14 protein-coding genes are annotated in these 18,762 nt (G+C 61.1%); 4 read left to right on the plus strand and 10 right to left on the minus strand.

The genetic code is table 11. The features are described 5' to 3' along the window. Positions 1-212: 212 nt before the first annotated feature. A complete protein-coding gene (locus ACZK33_RS12170) occupies positions 213-6,272 on the minus strand; it encodes a DEAD/DEAH box helicase family protein (protein WP_180855123.1) in 6,060 nt (2,019 codons plus the stop codon). 703 nt (positions 6,273-6,975) lie between these two features. After that, on the minus strand, positions 6,976-8,112 hold the full coding sequence (locus tag ACZK33_RS12175; RefSeq protein ID WP_180855121.1) for a site-specific integrase: 1,137 nt from the start codon (positions 8,110-8,112) through the stop codon (positions 6,976-6,978). 192 nt (positions 8,113-8,304) lie between these two features. On the opposite strand from ACZK33_RS12175, the gene ACZK33_RS12180 reads away from it, so the two are divergent. Both ACZK33_RS12180 and ACZK33_RS12185 read left to right on the plus strand, forming a co-directional pair. Beyond that, entirely contained in the window at positions 8,305-8,589 is a 285-nt protein-coding gene (locus ACZK33_RS12180) for a hypothetical protein (RefSeq protein WP_180855119.1), read from the plus strand. A 543-nt stretch (positions 8,590-9,132) separates the two neighbouring features. Next, complete coding sequence (locus tag ACZK33_RS12185) at positions 9,133-9,504, plus strand: DUF3653 domain-containing protein (protein ID WP_279911759.1); 372 nt, start codon at positions 9,133-9,135, stop codon at positions 9,502-9,504. A gap of 24 nt (positions 9,505-9,528) precedes the next feature. Here the strand turns inward: ACZK33_RS12185 and ACZK33_RS12190 are convergent, their stop codons facing one another. The 5 genes from ACZK33_RS12190 to ACZK33_RS12210 all read right to left on the minus strand — a co-directional run bounded on the left by ACZK33_RS12190 (position 9,529) and on the right by ACZK33_RS12210 (position 14,030). After that, positions 9,529-10,113, minus strand: a complete 585-nt coding sequence (locus ACZK33_RS12190) for a hypothetical protein (RefSeq protein WP_049463371.1) — start codon at positions 10,111-10,113, stop codon at positions 9,529-9,531. A gap of 44 nt (positions 10,114-10,157) precedes the next feature. After that, a complete protein-coding gene (locus tag ACZK33_RS12195; protein ID WP_080356585.1) occupies positions 10,158-10,595 on the minus strand; it encodes a DUF4124 domain-containing protein in 438 nt (145 codons plus the stop codon). A gap of 363 nt (positions 10,596-10,958) precedes the next feature. Beyond that, positions 10,959-13,085, minus strand: a complete 2,127-nt coding sequence (locus tag ACZK33_RS12200; RefSeq protein ID WP_423173935.1) for a hypothetical protein — start codon at positions 13,083-13,085, stop codon at positions 10,959-10,961. A 279-nt stretch (positions 13,086-13,364) separates the two neighbouring features. Then, on the minus strand, positions 13,365-13,712 hold the full coding sequence (locus ACZK33_RS12205; RefSeq protein WP_423173936.1) for a hypothetical protein: 348 nt from the start codon (positions 13,710-13,712) through the stop codon (positions 13,365-13,367). Between the two features lie 39 nt (positions 13,713-13,751). Continuing rightward, positions 13,752-14,030 (minus strand): hypothetical protein, encoded by a 279-nt coding sequence (locus ACZK33_RS12210; protein ID WP_223224611.1) that lies wholly within the window; start codon positions 14,028-14,030, stop codon positions 13,752-13,754. A gap of 211 nt (positions 14,031-14,241) precedes the next feature. Here ACZK33_RS12210 and ACZK33_RS12215 point away from each other — a divergent pair, with 211 nt between their 5' ends. Both ACZK33_RS12215 and ACZK33_RS12220 read left to right on the plus strand, forming a co-directional pair. After that, positions 14,242-14,997, plus strand: a complete 756-nt coding sequence (locus tag ACZK33_RS12215) for a tetratricopeptide repeat protein (protein ID WP_423173937.1) — start codon at positions 14,242-14,244, stop codon at positions 14,995-14,997. A gap of 459 nt (positions 14,998-15,456) precedes the next feature. After that, positions 15,457-15,813, plus strand: a complete 357-nt coding sequence (locus ACZK33_RS12220) for a hypothetical protein (RefSeq protein WP_088497458.1) — start codon at positions 15,457-15,459, stop codon at positions 15,811-15,813. 493 nt (positions 15,814-16,306) lie between these two features. Here the strand turns inward: ACZK33_RS12220 and ACZK33_RS12225 are convergent, their stop codons facing one another. The 3 genes from ACZK33_RS12225 to ACZK33_RS12235 are packed head-to-tail and all read right to left on the minus strand — an operon-like array spanning position 16,307 to position 18,756. Next, on the minus strand, positions 16,307-17,038 hold the full coding sequence (locus ACZK33_RS12225; protein ID WP_423173938.1) for a hypothetical protein: 732 nt from the start codon (positions 17,036-17,038) through the stop codon (positions 16,307-16,309). 54 nt (positions 17,039-17,092) lie between these two features. Further along, complete coding sequence (locus ACZK33_RS12230; RefSeq protein ID WP_423173939.1) at positions 17,093-17,719, minus strand: nucleotidyltransferase family protein; 627 nt, start codon at positions 17,717-17,719, stop codon at positions 17,093-17,095. Beyond that, positions 17,695-18,756, minus strand: coding sequence for an XdhC family protein (locus ACZK33_RS12235; RefSeq protein ID WP_423173940.1), 1,062 nt, complete (start codon positions 18,754-18,756; stop codon positions 17,695-17,697). Before ACZK33_RS12235 ends, ACZK33_RS12230 begins: the two co-directional genes overlap by 25 nt. Positions 18,757-18,762 lie beyond the last annotated feature (6 nt).

Raw genomic sequence — 18,762 nt, forward strand, 5'->3', positions numbered from 1 at the left:
AGGAAGGATGGGCTTTAGGTTCAGCCTTGGCTCCAACAGCGATGGACCGAAGCAGGCTCAAGGCCAAACATGGATTCGGGGTGTCTATCGTGGTAGGGCAATGGCTGCTTCCGACGCATAGCGGTCGTTCCAGTTCTTACGCCAGAAGGGCTGTCGTCAGCGATAACAGCCTGTAGTTAAGCGTCTAGGATCGAAGCGGAGTATGGATGGCCTTAGACCGAGTATCCGCCCTTCGCCGTTCTTAGGAGAGTTTGCCCGCAATTACTCGGCTGCTCTATATGCCTGCTTGCGAACACGTTAACGGCTAAGGACTCTTTCCCACAAGCGGCGGTGAGTTGTTCCAGGCCAGCCGGCGTCACAACGAGGTAGCAACCCTCGCCCCACAGAGAATCCGCATCGATTCCAACCGGGCCAGCGTCACGCCACCAGTGAAGCTCTGCGACCACCGTTCCGCTCGCATCGAAGAATACGCTCGGTGTCTCGTCATGAGCGCGCCAGCGAAGCCCCTCAACCCAGTTTGGGCATAATGCAAACGGATTGGCCGCTGTGTCAAAGCCCATGTCCACGGAGCAGACAACTCGCCTTACCAGCGTTGGTGCCAGATCATTGTCGAGTGGGACGTACTGGCCTAGCCAAACAGCGATAGGCAGCTTGGCGTAACAATCGTCGAAGTCTTCACTATCAGTCTCTGCCCAAGGTGCTCTAAAGCGATAGAAGCGGTGCTCTGACAGTCGTGCCTTGTGGATATGGAAGCGAGACACCTCGGCCACGACTTGGCCGTCGCAGTGCGCCAGGAAAGGGGCAACATCGCCGTCAACCTCGTCAATCCACTTCTGCTCTCGCTCGGACCAACCGGCACTTCGGTCAATCAGCGGCCTTCGAATCCACTCGGGACGAACTCGCGGGAGCATCAATGGCCGAGGCGGAAGGGGGTAGCCCAACTTCTCCAACAGCATCGGACTGTCCCGGCTCTCCAACTTGCCGGCCAGGCGCAGTTCCCCTGCGACGTGGCGAAGGGCAGCAATGGCAATGTAGGCGTGTGGCTTCATGTAAGTGATCTGCATATCAAGGACACGAAGCTGAGCCTCAAGCTCTTTGACACCAGAGGGCCCGAAGGCCTCAAGTCCACCCCAATCCTGGATGAACATCGCCGCGCGCCGGCGGACTGTCATCTCCTCGATGTCTGCCGCCTTTGCAATGTGACGTGCCGTCGAGCGCAACATACGAGTCCAGCCAAGCGGCGATTCGACGCGCATTGCACCAGTTCTCTCGTCCGTGAATGCCTGGTCGCTCTCTGGCAGGTCACTGAATTCGAGGAGATAGAAGAGTGGCAGTGGCTTCGCGTCCAAAGAGACAGCCAGCCCCCACCGATGCGACAAGAGCGTGGCTGACTCGGCTACCGCAATGTCACGGTGACTGACCATTGCAGCTACGGCGCGGCCCAATACGGGCTCGAGGTTCGCGCTGTCGGCAGCGAGCAGCGTTCCGAGTGCTTGCAAGGGGGCGTCCAACTCACCGTCCATAAGTCGCCGGATAAGAGATGTGAACAAAGATTGACCCTGTCCGGCTTGCCTTGCCAAGCTCAGCGCGCAATTGCGCGCATGCCGCTGAACCTCTGCAATGGGAAGCCGATAGGCAAAGTGCAGCAAATCCTCCAAAAGGTCCGTGTCGCTGAGTGGTAGCTCGCTCGACTGGAAGGGCCGCCCCAACTGGAACTCGCGAGTGCAGGTCATCTGCTCCTCAAGCAGCGACCAGATAGCCGGCCAATCTGGCGTCAAGCTGATGACCGGCAGTATCGAATCCAGCTCTGTGAGCAGTGCCTGGGTATTCTCCTGGCCCGTCGTCACTGAATCGACTATGTTCTCGAAGGCCGCAAGGCATGTGGATGATCCGTGCAGAAGCTTCTTCGCCTTAAAGTAGAAGAACCTGCCGCCACCCATCCACTGGCTCCAGGAGCTCCAGGGGTCGTTGCTTGTCTCGTAGCCTTGCATAAGCTTCTTGGCGTAATCGACCTCATCGGCCGCAGCAAACCGCTCCACCATCAGGAAGCGGCAGCGTGCGTTGTCCTGCAATACCTGCCAGCGCTCAAAGACCCTTCGCGCCAGATGAAGCGGAGCTGTGTCTGCCAGATCTTCGAAACGGTCCGGGGCGTTGTGGTTCAGCTCGTCGCTATCTGCTTCAAACGCGAGTTCAAGATCCTCGAGAGTAGCTTCCGAGGCGTACTTGTTAGGCGTATACGAGTGTCGAGGCTCCGGCGCTTCTGGCGTCCACCGAGCGATGGCGGCTTCGAGCTCAGGCGACGAGAATCCATGCTTTCCGGAAGCCTTGTGAATGCGCTGGAGCAGCGTGATTCTCTCGTGCGCTCTGCTGGCTACCTCGACCGCCCCAAGCAGCATCAGAGCGAGCGGTTCAATCTGGTCAGGGCCGGCTGCGTCCGCGGAGGCGTCGATGAAGTCACCAACATGGGACGGATCCCGGTAGTGAGGTTCCATATAGAATGGCAGGCACAGACCGCACCAGACGGTTGCGCATGCCAAGACGAGTTCCGGGTTTCGCCTGACCATCCCCGTCATGAGCAGGTCGACACGATTCGGCCAGCCGATTAGATGCCAATCCGCCAGTGTCTTTGACACCTCGAAGCCGAAGCGAGGTCCAACCTGCATCGCTTCCTTAATCAGTGCCATCGTAAGGCGATGCGCGGCCGACGACCCTTCCGTTTTGGTCATGCCACCGACCTGACGCATCAGGTCTGAGACCCGCTTGACACGGCTTTCCGGGTCAGCTGCGTTCGCGAGAGCTAGAATGTTTCGCCAGATCGCGTACTGCGGGTCTTTCTTGGGAGCCAAGGCATAGCCAAGGCATTGCTCAGGAACCGTCGCCAGCAACTGTTTCGCCCGCTCTAACTCCCCGACCGCAGCCAACCCGATGGTTAGATTCGCTAGCCCGTCGATCTGCTCGCTTGGTGTACTTTCTTTAAGCTCCGCCACGAGGGCATTAAGCCGATCCGCCGCCGCCGCACGATCACCGTCAACGCGATATGCATCGACAGCCAATCTGCGTCGCAGGTAAGCAGTTCCCTTCGACGTCGATGAGGCGATGGCTGAGTCAACCTCCCCAAGTACCGCGCGATACTCAGTTTCACCGCGCTCGGCGCCGAGCCTCAGCAGCGCTTGCACGAGCGTGGGGATCGCTTTCAAAGACTGCTGGATACGGTATGACTCGCTGCCGCCTTCTGATGCGAGACGTAGGACATACCCAAGGGACGTGCGGGCTATGCCTTGGATGCCGCCTGCCGATAGGGACCCGTTGACGCCGGCAGCGCGACCTAGAAGCACACCTATCGTCGAAGCGTGCTGTTGGAGTGGATGAAGGAAGGTGTGCTTCGACGGTGTCACGCTTGGCAGTGGCCTCTTGAGCAGCGTGCAAAGCCTCGTGTGATGCATCACTGCGCCGACCAGATTGCCCAGCCCAGCCAGGTCCGTCTTGTCGTCGCACATGGAGATCATCGGTGCGACCAGCTTGTCGAACAGGGCCTCGGCTAGGTCACGACGGCCAGCTTCGAATGCGATCAGCGCCATCCGACGACGGTAGCCGTTTGGTACCTCCCCGAACCCGGGAAGAGCGACGGCACTATCAAACAGCGCAAGCGCTTGCCCAACGTCGCCACGTCGACTGGCCGCAAGCCCTGCGTGAACCATCACCGACGGCTTATCTTCGTTGGCTACTCCGAGCTTGCTACATAGTTCTTGAGGATCGGAGCCAATCTTCTGAACGAGCATCGCCTTTGCGGCTTCCCTCCTAAGATGCAGCCGCAGCGCGACGGCAGATTGCGGATCCACCTTTTCCGGCTCCCGTAGACCCTCTGCGGCGAGATGATCAACCGCTATCTGGATCTGCTCGGTGTCTCGGAAGTGGACGGCGCGCATTGCCCATCTTTCGAATTCCTTGATGTTGTGCTGGTGCCCGTAGTTTCTGAACTTGGGCGTATGGAGCTGCGATAGCGGTTCGAGGCTTTCAAACAGCTCCTTCGCGCGGTCGAAGTCGCCTCGCGCTAGTAGGGCGTCGACGACCTCGTAGCCCTGGCTGGGGAAGTCCTGCACGAGGGAGACGGCTGCTTCAATGTTCCCCACCGCCAGCATAGCCAGCGGGAGTTGGTTGGCGTACTCAAGGGCTGATTTGCGCCGATCTACTTCGTCACGACACAGCAGCAGCCGTGTAAAGGCGGTTGCGTCGTGCGTTTCACGCACTGCCAGCAGGGCGAGGCGGATGTCGGCGTGAATCTCGGCGATAGAACGCCCGTCAGCCAGCTGCTGCCTGAAGCGAGCGGGCATCGCCAATGCCAGTACATCGGCACCGTCGCCAGCACGGGCGCGGTAGCGCAGCTCAAGCCAGTACTGTGCCGATTCAGGTGGCGCGCTCTTCGCCAACTGGGCAAGGTTGCGGTATACGCGCTGCGAGTATTCAGCGTCGACGCTCCCGAGGCGGGTTCGCGGTTGAGCGATGACGAATAGCCTAAAGCTGTTGTGGAAGACGCTCCATCCCCGGGATGAACTGCGGAGCAGGTGCTGCGCAATGACCAGGGCGCGTTCAATCGAGGACTCCTTGACCATCGTGGCCAGCAGTCGCAGGTCCATGGGTGCCTCAGCCCGAGCGATGAAGCCCAGCACATCCATGGCATCGACATCGTTTGCGATCTCGCGCCAAGCAGCTGAATATACAGTCTCAATATCGCCGTCGAACGGCATCCCGCCGCTAAGAAGGTGCTTGCGACCAGCTTCGTCAGCTTGCAGCAGTGCCTGAATCAAGTAGCGCGTTGCCAGCGGGTGGCCATGCGTGAGATTGCTGAGATCCAATCTTGGAATCTCGGCAGGCAAGCCTAGCGCATCCGCCATCCAGGTGAGTTCCTCGCGACCGAGAGGCCCCATGAGAACCTGTCGCTCTCTCTTCTCCGCTTGCGCTCTTACGGCGGGCTTCAGATTAGCGAGATCCAACCGTTGCGTGCCGAGCACGAACACGACCCCGTTTGGGATTGCCGCGGGAAGAGGCAGCTCTCCCAGAAACGAATTGGTCGGCCGTTCTTCGCGTGGCACATGGTCTAGCCCGTCGACAACGATGATTGTACGGATCCCTTCGCGAGTGAAGCGCTCACCAGCCTGCCGTAGCAGGACGCCGAACTGTTCGCGGCGCTCAGATAGCGAGTCATCGCGAAGACGAAGTCCAACTAAACCGCTGTTCCGCAGTTGCGTACCTACGTCGGTCAGAAAGTTGTCTGCCTCCCCACGACCCACGCCTTGAGCCGCGCCCGGCACGTACGCCAAGTAACGAACGAGCCGAACACTTGCTTCAGTGGCCAACGCAACCTGCAGGAGAGTGGATTTTCCGGAGCCAGGTGGTCCTATGAGTGAGACGTAGCCGTGATTGGAGGCATGAAGCGCTGCTAGTAGCTTGACCTCAGTGTCCCGATTGCGCTGAACATAGGCGCCGACCGGGAACCGATGGATGAGCAAAGTCTTGACGGGATCGCGCCATCCAAGCTCACGAAGCAGCTCGTCACGCGTCCACCTGTCCTTGTCGCGTTCATCGGCGACTAGCTTGGGAAGCACGCTGGCAATCTCGCATGCCTGTCTCGCCTGCTCCGCATTCAGCTTGTGCGACTGGATGAAGTTCGCTGCAGCTCCGCACACCACGCGCAGGGCGTGCATGAACTGTTCGAAGTCGTCATCATTTAAGCCGGCTTCGCGGCGCAGGTGGTCGATCAGTCGGCTCCATCCTCGCGCGGACCAATCCGACAGCGACCGATTTGGATGCTGTTGGAACTCCTCGAGAAATGCAGCGCTGTGCCGCAGCCGGCCGTCGCCTGGCTTGTCGGTAACCGATGGAAAGTCGTTGACGACCAAGTGAATCTCGACGCGACTTCCTAGGTTGTCCTTGGACAGGCACTGCCAAGCTTGAACTAGGGGCTTCAAGAGACCATTGGCACCAGTAAACAGCGTCTCAACAGTGAAAGTGCCTGGGAACTTGGACGTCTTGAACTGGTGACCGACCACCAATCCATCGAAGCCTAGTACCAGGTCGTCCGCAATGCCCGCGTTGCGGTCAGCGACGCCAATCCAAAGCAGCTCGTCGCGCTCAAGCGCGGCATAGATGGCAGCGCCCGCGCGCTCGTACTGGCCGACGTATCCACGAAGCGCTCGGCGTTCGCCCTCCGCCGGCACCGTTGCGGGAGCTGTAGCAGCGGATGGCTGCGAATTTTGGGGCGCTTTCGAGGCCATAAATATGGATTGGGTAGTGGGTGCGAACCTGAGAAAAGGGAGCCGCTCCAGCATAACCCGGGGGCGTCGAGCACCAGCGGGTATGCCGTCGCCGCATCGAGCGGCATTGTGAATCGAAGTATATCCGTCGTCGATCACATCGGTCACTCGCACGGACGCGAGAACGGCTGTTCGGACGCATGTGGCCGCAGGCGGACATCAACGGAACAAGGGGGGCAGGGGGGAATATCGGGGGTGAAGCATGGCAGCTGTCGGCCCGAAACGGAGGCTCGACTTACACCTTCCAGACTTTGCTACTCACGGGCACATCAGCTTTATCGAGTCTAGGGAGATAGGCAATCAGTTTGTAACCGCCAGGTCGAAAGTGGTCGAGACGAAGCTCCGCTTCTGCTTGCAATCTGGTGCCGTCCGGACCTTCGACCATGACCGCATAAACGGGATTCTTCTTGCCATGCGAGAGCGGCAAATCGGACGTCAGGGACGAGTGGCCATTGCCTTTCGCACCGCCAAGCATCGCAGGATCTTTGGTGTAGCCGTGCGCGATTTATTGGAGACGGCCGACTCAAGCATCGGGCACAGATCACCCGATCTCCGTGACGTGAGGGCGGACTGCGACGGGGGCTCATCAGAGACCGACAGTGATAGATCGCAGCGAAGCCGCGACGATCAAAGGATACTTCTACTAGTTTGACCGCACGATTGCCTAGGACTCAGTGCTCGTCGTGTCTCCATACCGCCCTATGGGGCACTCTGCACTTGACCTTGCGGCAGCTTCCAGCATCCGAGCCGCCGGATTCGTTTCGGCCGCACCGGCTTGATAGTAGCCGATGACACTGACCACCGATCGGTGATCGGTCATTGCCATAATGGCTGGCAGGGCAATTCCTTGCCTAGCACCTTCCGTTACGAAACCCGATCGTAGGCTGTGACCGCCAAAGCTCCCCACCAATCCGGCAGCGCGGGCGCGATTCTGGATGATGGTGGCCACCGACTTGGGTGACAAGCCGGCCCCAACTTTCCCGCGTGTCAATTGGCGGAAGAGGGCACCCTCCTGCAGTCCAGCCGCTTCGATCCAGGTGCGAAGCGCTTCGGCCGGTGGACCTAACAAGGGCTTGTCCGGCGAGCCGCCTGCTTTGACGCCCTCCTGAAGCGTTTTGCCGACGTCCAGGTGGTAGAGGTAGCCGCCGTCGATCGGCGCAAGCTTGCTCAAGACGGCATGGGCCGTCTCGCTCCGACGGCGCCCACCACTGGCGAAGGCGAAGTAGAGCAGGGCACGATCACGTTTCCCAACAAGATCGTCCTCACAGGTCGCAATCATCGCCATCAATTCGGTCGCAGTGATCGCCGTCTTCTTGCTCGGCCGCTCGCCGCGCTTATGTGCGGCGCGACGGCCCTTGGCCAGCAGCTGCCGAACCTCGCTGCTTTCGCAGGGATTGGCCAGCTTGAGCAATTGATGGGCGCTGGAGAGCACCGCAACGCGGTGGACGATGGTCGACAGCTTGAGCGGTCCTTGGCGCTGCTTGAATTTGCCTTCCACCAAAAGCGCATCCAGTGTCGGCGGCAGCTCCCAGGTCAGGGCATCGCCTGAGCGCCGGGCCAGATGATCGATGATGAACTGGATCACGCAAGACGCGTCGACCGGCATGGCGATGACCACTCCGTAGCGGCCTTGGTACCAGGCCGCCCAGTAGCGCAAGGCGGTGGCGTAACTGCGCGTGGTGTTGGCCGAGGCCGCTTCGGCGAAGACTTCGCGCACCGCGTCCGCCGAGGACTGCGAGAGCTGCGCCACAGTCGGATTGGCAGGAGCCGCGGTGGTCAGAGCTGGAAGAAGGTCGCTCATAAGTGATTGAAAGTAGGGCTTAAAAATAGCCTGAGTTCCGATAAATATATCTTATCGGAAGCGCAAAAGTACAGGGCAGGGCGATCACTCAGCGGCCTTCTACTAAAGGCGATCCAGGCCTCCGTTGCGCGACATGTGTTGCACTTACTAAGATCACAAAGACACGTTCGGTGTCAGTCTCGAAGGATCGAAATGGCCGTCTATGTTGTTACCTGGAATTTGAACCGAGAGGCCAACTACGACGCAAAGAGGACTGCGTTCCTTAAGCACCTGGAGCGCTACCAGAACGTAGCAGATCCCGATCTGGAGTCGGTCCGCTGGGTGTCCGGGGATATGAGGGCTCATGATCTATCTGCCGATCTTCAACAGAAGCTCGACAAGAATGACGGGATTTTTGTATCCCAGCTTGTCCGTGGCGAGTACCAAGGCTACCTCAGCAAGGCGACATGGGAATGGATCAGGCAGCGCCTTGACTGACACCGCCGAAGTCCAAGGGGCTCTGACGTGGTTGGGGCTCGGGGGCCGCGACACCGGAGCCAGTCAAAATTGGGGGGTCCAGTCGCTGAACTGGCTCAGAAATGAAGCTGACGGTCATAGCCGTCTCCCGAAGTAGATGCTCTCGAAAGCGCGTGGCTGCAGCGCCTTGGCAACATCATTGGGGGTGCACCAGATTTGCGACGCACCATTGGCGATGCACCAAGATCACAGCGAGTCATTGGGACTGCACGTAGCTCAGCGCATCAATTGCTACAAGTTGCCGCACAAGCTGCCCCAAATTCGCAGCGCTCAACACGTTGTGGGGATTGAGTGGGCAAGATGGCCCAGGGTGAGGCTTTGGGATCTGAGGGCTGGGAAGGCTCCGGTCGCTTGGGTGGCGATCCTGCTGTGAACATAATATACATTATGCGAAATGTTGTATCGGTCGGCGGTCGGCTTTGTCGGCTCCGCATGGCAATGGCTGCGGCTCTGGCTTGGCTCTTGCCTCCCTGCAGGCTCCCCCGACAAGGAAGAGCTTGCAGCATGATCGAAATCGATCCGCATGACCGAACTGACCTAACCGGCCCTTGGGCCGGTTTCGGCTTCCAAGCTGGACACATGTTCACTCCCAAAGGTCACCAGCTGGAACCCTGCGATATGGCCTGGTGGTCCCTGATCTGCAACATTGCGCGGGAATGGCGACTGATGATGGCCGAGGCTCGCGCAGACTTGGCTGCGCGATCGGCTCCGGCCCCCACGGGATCCGCCACGGCGAAATCCGGCGTGATCTACCTTGCCGAAGTCCTCAGAATTCGCCGAGAACGGCGGTTGGGCGTCGGTGATCCTGGCTCCGGCGCCGAAACCTGCAATGTGGTCTACATGAGCCGTGGGCCGAGGTCCCGCCAGCGCGTGTGAGGCGCTTCCGTAGGGGCGCTGCCCCTACACCCCGGGGATCTTTCCGTGCTCGAACACCCACCACACCATCCGTGAAATGTAACCGCCGCCAAATAGCAGGACGGATATCTGCAGGAAAACGAGCCGCTTCTGCAGATTGCTCATGAGTGCAATGGAGAGAGCGCCTTCATATCTGTCCATGGCAAGCGTATGCCGCGCGATCCACCTCTCGCCGAATGGCGCGGCCTTAAGAACCAGCCGTTGAACGTCAATTGGTAAGGGGGAAATGTCGTAGGAAGCCGAACCGCCAAGGCGGTCCGTTTCCTTGGCTCCCATCTCATACGCAGCCTTCGCAGCCTGGACGCCAGTACCTGCTCCCTTAGCGGCGAACCCGATCACCATCGTGACAACACACGTGAAAAGCCATGCGGCAAGGACGTTTGCGCCAAGGGCGGCTGCTATTGAGGAGCCGGTGGAGATGGCGGCAATAAACGCAGCTCCGGCTGCGGCGGTCACATACGAGCTTAACGCCCCCACTGAATCTGACGTCGAGAAAGCCACCGTGCGAATCATCAAGCTCGCATGGAACTTGGCTTCGTTCAGATTGCTGGTCGAGAAATCTTCCGCCACCTGGGCCCTCCTGTCACTGTGAGTCCAAAGAATCACGGCTTTGGTTACTTGCATGCACGCCAAACCATGTCGTCCATGCGTCGCCCAACGTCAAATGGGCGATTGGTGCCATAGGCCCGGAAAACGCGCTCACGCTCGGCACGTGCTGCCTCGCACGCGTTGGCGTCCTTGTACTGCGAAACGTGATGTAGCTGGCCGCCACCACCGCCATTTCTGTAGACCGGAGCCGGGCGCGGTGCCGGTTGAGGCGTGACAGCGGCAGAATTCTGCTGCCTGATCATATCCAGGCGACGCTCATTGGCTGCGGATTCGGCAGAGCGCGGGGCAACCTCAACATTCCACGTTTTCGCCGCCTCACCATTGGCGCATGGCATCGACTGGTACTCAACGCGGCCCTTGGTGACGCACTTGTAAATCTGCTGAGCGCCTACTGGCGCAGCCATCACGCACAGCACCGCTGCTGCCGCAATCCTTGTGACCATGACTTCCCCCTGTAGCTGGGCCGAAGCTTACCTCCTTAGCCTTCAGGTTGGCGAGTACGGGCGGGGTCACAGCCTTGTGGGGATCGCTGGCGTGGTCATGTGGCTGCTGCTTTGGAATGAGGGCGTTTCCGGGAAGCTGCCGAGCGCCCTATCCCCACGCGCGATGGCGTTCCCATTGATGACCGCCCCACTCTGCTCGATCCGTTCTGGCTGCGCCGTTGGCTCTGCTTGGCAATGGCTGCGGCTCTGGCTCGGCTCTTGCCTGCCTGTAAGTTCCCCCGACAATTACGAGCCTGTTCCGTCCAGGTGTGCTTTGCCGGCCCCAAGCGGAAGCTCTCCCAAGTTGCCTGGTCTCGCTCTTACTCAAGGCCTTTCTCCGTCGGCGCGAACATCCCGCTCCGCCTTGAGAGATAAGGCATGTTTGAGTTGGTGGTGGAAGTTGTAGCTTTGATATGTCAGGTTTCTTAGAAAACCGAGTCGCTCGAAGAATTCGGCCGGCCCTTGGATCCCATCGAGCAGCCCAAAAAGCTGCGGGGCACTCAGGAACCAGTTGCCGAATGCGAAGGGGTCCTCCCCCTGAAAGCCAAGCTCTTCCCAAATCTGCAGGTGTCCGGTGAGCTTTGGCAACACCTTCTCGTTCAACTTTTTAAACTGACCCTTGAAGGTGTTCTGGATTGCAGGGTCGATCGCTCCGTAGCGAGCATTCAACATCGGCCACATCAGCTTTGAGATCGCAGTATGATCCTGGAAAAAACCAAAGTCGTACAGGGACAAAGCGATGCGATCGACGGTCTGGCCTCTCCAGGTCAAGGTGTGATTCACCTTCCGTGTTTCCTTATCGTAAAGCTCAAGCTCGCCGTGCTTTCGTAACTGCATCTCATGCCCAAAAGACTGCTCCACCGCCGCAACCACGCTGCCGGCGAGCGAGAGCAGTACGTCGACATCATTGCCGTTGGCGGCGTTTCGAGTGAGGGCCTTGGCCTTGGACTCAATGAATGCCAGGTTGCCAGCCTCGTCGATAACGATGTCGCACTCGCCATGGACCTTTGGCGTGTCGTAGTCGCCGGTATGAATCGCAATACCGTGCTGTGCGAACTCAAGTCGAATGAGCGCCTCGGCCCCTGCGCCAATCACCTTGCCCTGGAACGTGTCGGCACCTTCGTACCCGCGCACGGCACTGAGCACTGCCTCCACCATGCCCGGCCCGGCCACGGATCGATCTATGACGATAGCGCGCTTGCCATCCAGCCGGATCAATGGGCGCAGGTACAGGCTGTTGCCTGGGCCAGTTAGCGGATCTGCGCCGCGCACGGTCTGGTCGGTGGGACGGAAGAACTGCGAGTTTGGGCCCGTGGAAGGGTGCGAGAGCACGTCAAACAGGATGTGCTTGGCTAGCACAGGCGCCACGCCCGGAACGGTCTTGGCGATGTGCCGAAGGTCAAGAGAGACCGGACCGCGGCAATCTCCTATGGCCCGGTATAGCTGCTCGATGACGGAGAATACGTCATTTTTCGTCCAACCAGGACCGTAAGTTCTGTCAGCGGGAATCTCGGCCAGCAACGGCCGAAGCATGCGCAGCACATCGCTCGAGCGTAGTTGCGGAAAGGTGTAAATTGAGTCGTAGAGCGCTCGCCTCGTCAACGTCGCAACGAGCTTGTCGGTCGGGATCTGCGCAAAGATCGGCGGTGTGTAGTCCTGGACGTCATGAAGGGCGGCAAAATCCGTTGCTAGGCCGATAAGCTCTTCCCAAGCCTCGTTGCCAGGTCTGCGACTGTTGCGGCGGCAGACGTGCTTGGCGCTCAAGGCGATGAGGTAACCCCAAGGGAAGTCTGGTTCACGCGGACGCCCAACCCTCGTATCCCTGACGATCATGTACCGCTCCGAGTCGACGTCATACGTTGCAATGGCCTTTCGGAACAACTCTCGGAGCAAGCTTAGTCCACCTAGATCGCCGATCAATTCCTCCAAGCGCGCGATCAACCGATCGTTAGTTTGCTGCGAAAGACGAAGTTGCGTGCGCTCGTGCTCCACCGGGAAACCGCGGTCAGCTAGGCGGCGCGCGGCGCGCGCAACCGCAAACTCGCGCGGGTAGCGCATGTCCAAGTTGTCAGCGTACCACTGGGTCAATAACGACTGCACGCGCGCGGCCTGGATCAAGGCTGTCCAGTCGATCGGCGCCGCGGTCTTGCGAGTATCGGGCGGCGCGGAGATCGAGCTAGCCGCCCCCAAAGTTTTCAATACCGGCTCGAGCGGTTGATCAAATAGCGCGTGCGCATATACGACTTCGGTTGTGAGGTCGCGGAGATGCTCTCGCACCCCGTACTGGTCGGGAGCGCTCAAGGCGCCCAAGCGCTTGTGGATAAGGTCCGACCACTGCGAAAGGCCTTTGCCGTGCGTCGCGATGCCGATGGCCTCCACGGCGGCACCCACGTCTTGTGACGGGTATAGTGCATCGAAGTCCTCGATGATGCGTTGGACCTCGCACAGCATGGGCTTACCTTGGGCGTTTGACGCTATCGTTTCAGACATTACTCGGTTAGCTCAGTCTTAATTAAGACAAACGGTACCGCATCCGGAGATCGTCATTCCACTGGTTCGCACGGGGAGCTAACTAACTAGTTCACTGAAGCGGGGAGTCGTCACTGGAGTGCATCCAAGGGAGCGCTCGGCCACCGCATACGGCAATCTAGGGCAAAAACGCCAAGCGCGAACGGGTACTCAATGTCTCGGTCGATCCAGAGCCATACCCCTGGTAGATCTTCCTAATCGCTACTGGGCTGACTTTGCAGGCGCTAAAGAACCACGCGCAATCTCCAATCTGCTGACATCGTCCGCACGCACAAGTAATGCATGCTTCTGCCCTGAGTCCCAAAACACATAACTATCACCAAAGCGACCCGCCAGTATCAGGCCGCCTTGCACCTTTCCGTCAACAGTCACAGCCACCGTGTGCTCGCTGCTATCGGCAGCGATCTTCTTGGTGCGCTCAGAACCAAGCCAGTTCGAAGAAAACGATACATAGACAAGCATCGCTAGGACATAGACCAGCCATGGTGAGTCCTTGAAGAAGGCCGGCAACACCGCCGACACGCGCACGATCACTGCGCAGATGGCCATCAAAGCTGTGCCTATCAGAAGCGGCCAGCCCTTCGCCCATCACATCAACGCGGCCGTGCCCACAAGGAAGATCGTCAAGACCAGCCATATCAACGGACTGGCCTTGGGCGTGTGCGTTGTCAGTTTGCCCTCAACCCAGCCGCCAAGCAGCAGGGCCACGAGCATGAAGAACAACACCAAACCGATGCCCGCTAAACCTGCCAGCGCAAGCTCACTCACTGCCACAAACTGAAAGGGATCCAGGCCGAAGTGGTCCCAATACGCCTTTAGATAAAAGCCCCCTTGAACCAAGCCAAACGTGACCAGCGCCGATCCCAACCAGCGACATTGGCCATCGCTAGTGCTTTTTGCGTACGTTCCATGTATTGCCCTCCATCAATGCAGCACCCTCACATAGTGACATGCAGCGCCCTACCTCGCAGAATCCAACCCTATTAACGTGACGCGTCACGCTCGATCGCCCCACCCCATTGGCACCCCACCCCTCCCCCACTATAGTTCCACCCCCCACAAGGACGAGGCGGCACACATGCCCTATATCGGAATCGGACTCCACGTACTGGCGGCCATCTACTTCGCGGTGCACGCCATCCGCTCGGGCCAGAGCCTCTACTGGCTCATCCTGCTCTTCTCGTTCCCGCTGCTCGGCAGCGTCGTCTACTTCCTGGCGATCTACTTCCCGGAGGCCCGCAACTCGCGCGGCGCGCGGCAGGCAATCCGCTCCGCCAAGCAGCTCATGGACCCGGGCCAGGACCTGCGTAACGCACGTGCTGATCTGTCGCGAACGCCCACCGTGCAGAACCGGGTTCGTCTTGGCATGACGCTACTGGATGCAGGCCAGGCCGAGGAAGCCAGAACCCTGCTCGAGCAGGCGGCCAGCTCGCCACTGGGTGACGACCCCTACATCCTTACCGGCCTGGCGCGTGCTCGCCTCGAGTCGGGGCACGCCGCACTTGCAGTCGAGACGCTGGACGGCCTGCTCGCCCGCCATCCGGATGTGCGTCGCAAGCCGGAACAGACCCTGCTTTACGCGCAGGCACTGGCTGCTGCCCAGGCGCCAGGCGCCCGCGCCGCGTTCGAGCGTGCTGTGGAGTGTGGAAACGATGCGGCCGCCCGCTGCCTCTACGCCGAGTGGCTGATGGCGCAGCCGCAGCCCGCCGACCGTGAGCAGGCGCGCAGCCTGTTCGCCAGCATCATCGACGATGCCCAGCACTGGTCGCGCCACGCGCGCAGCCACAATGCCGCCTGGCTGGAGCGGACCAAAGCCGCATTGAAGGGCTACTGACGCCTGGCGGCCTTTGGCAATCCTGTCGCATCCGCCTCGCTCACAGCCTCGCCGGGCGGATGGCGACAGCGCGCAGGACTGCACCACCGACATTGCCGATAGCCTTGCGACGCAAGGCTCCAGCCTCATTGCGCCGCATGCAACGATTCCGAAAGTGTTGAAAGTGGTGACGTCATCGCCCTTACTGCATTGGTATCGCGCGCAGTCAGGCGTATTTCTGTTCATGCCACCGAAAACGGGTGGCCGAGGCCTCGAAATCCTCGGTTGTGCAAGAGAAGTATGCGCTTGCCAGCCGGCACCGCTCCGCGCGGTGCCGGCTGGCAATCCGTCGGCCGGCTATGGCGGGCGGTGCGTGGGGGCCTTGTGCCCGCCGGGAAGATTGCACACCGGATTTCGAGCCCCGCACCGTCCGCCACCTTTATCGGTGGCGGCTTCTGCCTGCACGCAAGGAGCCCAGCCATGACCCAGCCCCACTCCCCTGCCCCGCACCCGATCCACGACGTGCCTGCGAATGGCCCTGCGCTGGACCCAAACACCCTCATCGCCCTGCTGCACAGCATCGGCTCCGGCGCCGCCTCCGATGGTCAACCGTGGCCAGAGCGCCATCAGATGCCGGGCCGGCGCATTGCCTTGGCGGATACCGATTGCTCGCTGGCCGGCCTTCGCGTGGTCTTGGAGATTCTGCTGGCCGCGCAGCGCGCCCGCGAAAATGGCGAGCTGGAGCAGTACGTTGGCCCGCGCGTGATGGAGGGGCTGATCATGGCCGGAATCGGCCTTACCGCACACGCCAGTACCCGACTGCATCCGGAGGGCTGAGTGGCGTGGTGGCGCTGGGCGGCCAATGCGCCCTGTCTTGTGGTGGTGGTTGCGGTTGCGGCACAGGCGCAGTGGCCGGCGCCGCCGGTGCCCTCGCCTGTCGCGTTCGAAAGCATCACCGACAATCGCTTTTCACAACTGCGCCGCCAAGCGATGCAGTTCGTGGCGTCTCGGCCACGACAGGGCTTCAAGTTTGTTGAGCGTCATCGAGATGCCGAGTTCCAGGTTCATTGCCGAGGCGTGCCGGTGTTGTGGCTGGAGAGGCGCTCGCAGCATCTGCTGTTGCGGGTCTCACTGGACGCGGAGCAGCGGGCGCCCGCCGTTGTGCAGTTGCGGGCGCTCCTCCAATGGCAGTTGGAGCCGTTGGAGTACCTGGAGCAGGTACTGGCTGGCGTGCCGGAACCTGTTGTGTTGGATCGGGTGCTGCAGATGTTCGCGGGCGAGGTGCATGAGGGGGGCGATGTGGTGTGCTGTAGTCGAGCATTGCTCGACTCTACAGAGGCGCGGGCTGCGGCGGCTCAGGTTCGTGGATGGAGCCTTCGAGCAAGGCGACGTAGGTGTCCAGGCGGATGCGCATGCTGATCAGCATCCAGCCCAACAGGTACAGAAGCACCATGGCGAGGATCAACAACCCGCCGACCAGGCTGACGTCGAAGGCGCCTGCCCAGTCGCCCCATTTCCATCCCCGGAACTGCAAATAAAACGCAATGAGCAGCGGGAATGGCCCAAGGCGTTGTAGCCCGCCGTACATCAGGCCCATGCGCTCGATCATGTTGTTGCGCAGCTGACTGACATACTTGAGGCGGCGCTCGCGCTCAATGCGAGGGAAACGGCGAAGCTCGGTAACCACCGCTTGCCAGTGGGCGAAGTCACCGTCCATCTCCTTGGCGTGCGACAGCCGTGGCTGACTGAATTGGCGGATGCCTCTGCGGGCGGCCAAGGCGCCCCCAACAATGAAGCCCCCGATTTCGATTGCCAGGCAGGCAATAACCACCTGGAGTACTGCGCCAATAGGCAACCATCGATCCGGAAGCTGAGCAGTAAGTATGCCGATTAACGCCGCACCCATGCCGATGCGAAACGACCAGGTCTCCACCCTGCCCGCTTTACGGTAGATGCTATGTTCAACCAGCCCTTGCACCCGCTGGTAGAGCCAGTGGAAGGTCAGTTCCTGGTGCTTGGTCCTGTCCGGCGAATCGAACCCGCTCTCTGCCTGCATATCCATTGCGTCCCCCTGCCCGGCGGCGCAGATGCCGGCGCCACCATCGTAGCCGACGACTCACCCCCCGGCATCGATCCAGCCCAAATACCGCGCACGCGCGAGATCTTCTGGCGTGTCGATATCCAGGCCCAGCTCCGGCGCTTGAAGGGCATGCACGGCATGGATGGGAAGCCGCGTCAAGCGCGCTCCGAAGCCGTGGCCACCGGCTGCGCCCGCAGCGTTGAACCATGCGCGCGGCACCACTGCAGGAACGCCAAGGGCGTTTCCGTGACGGGTGCCAGCGCACCCTGACGTCGAAGCGCGGGCACCCAAAAGCAGCGCCTGCAGATGGGCGTGCTCGATCGCGGGTTGGTCGCATGCCACGACCATCACCGCGGCCACCGCGGGCAGCAGGTGTGTGCCAGCAACCTGCAGGCTGCTGGCCAGGCCGCGTTCCCAGTGGTGGTTGGTTACCGGGGTCGCATCCAGTCCGGCAATGCTGGATGTCACGGCCTGTGCGTTCGCGCCCACCACCACCAGCACCTGCGAAGGCGCGAGCTCCAAGGCCAACCGCACTACGCGATGTACAAGGGTCTCGCCCTGCCGGGTCAGCAGCTGCTTGGGCTGGCCAAGCCGGGTGCTCCCGCCCGCAGCAAGCACGACGACTGCATGCGCGGCGGTCACGTGCCGGCGGTGCTTCGCCATTGCTGCAGCTGCGCCGCGATGCTGAGCGAAATCGCCTCCGGCCCCCGCCCTCCGATGTTGAGGCCGACCGGTGATCGAAGTCTCGGGGACAGGCGGTTGCGCTGATCCGGTGTCAGCAGCTTGAACAGATCCTCACGCCTTCGCCGCGGACCCAGAAGTCCAATGAAGGCAACCTCGGTATCGGCCAGGGCCACCAGTGCCTCGCGGTCCAGCTCGAAGTCGTGGTGCATCACCAGCACCGCGTCGCACGGGTCGGCATGTAGGGCCTCGGCTGGGCTGACCTGGAGCTGTGCATCCGCGCCCTGCCCCGCTGAGGACCAGCGCGCTCGTCGTTCGGCCACGCTGACCCGCCATCCCAGTCCCCGCAGCAACGGAACCAGGAAGGGCGTTTCGGGACCGCCCCCGAACAGCAGGGCCCGCGGAAGCCGGGGCAACGGCAAACGCCACGCTGCTTCTCCAAACGGCTGCGCCCCGTCCATCGGATGCAGCTGCCATGCCTGCTCGCAATTGCCGGCGCGGAAAACGATCTGCCCCGGCGTGCGAAGGTCGCGCTGGAATGACACTCCCTTGCGGAGCCAAGCATCGATCACGTCGTCGATGCCGGACATGGCACGCAATGGCAGAAGCGCAATCCGAAGCCGGCCGCGGCAGCCTAGCGCGGACCCACCCAACAGGTCGTCGTCACTGCGGGTGTCGATCTCGATCCAGTCGACCTGCCCTGCCGCGCTCACCTGCTCCGCGCGCCGCGCGAGTTCGGGCTCCAGGCATCCGCCGCTCAGCCAGCCGACCTGGCTGCCGTTGCAGAACAGCACCATGTCGCCGGCACCGGCGTAGGTGGAGCCATCGGTTTCCAGCACCAGCGCGAGCACGGCGTGCTCCCCTGCGCGCACGCGCGTCAAGGCCGCCTCGAGCACGCTACGCGGGCTGCCTTCGGCGAGGAAGCCCGGCGCTGCGGACAGGTGCACGGCAGGATCCCTGGGCTCGACTCCCTCTGCCGCAGCGGCCTCCAGGGCGGGTGAGGCCACGGGTCGGTCCATGCGCAA

It is taken from the genome of Stenotrophomonas sp. 86156_Sma (assembly GCF_056481625.1).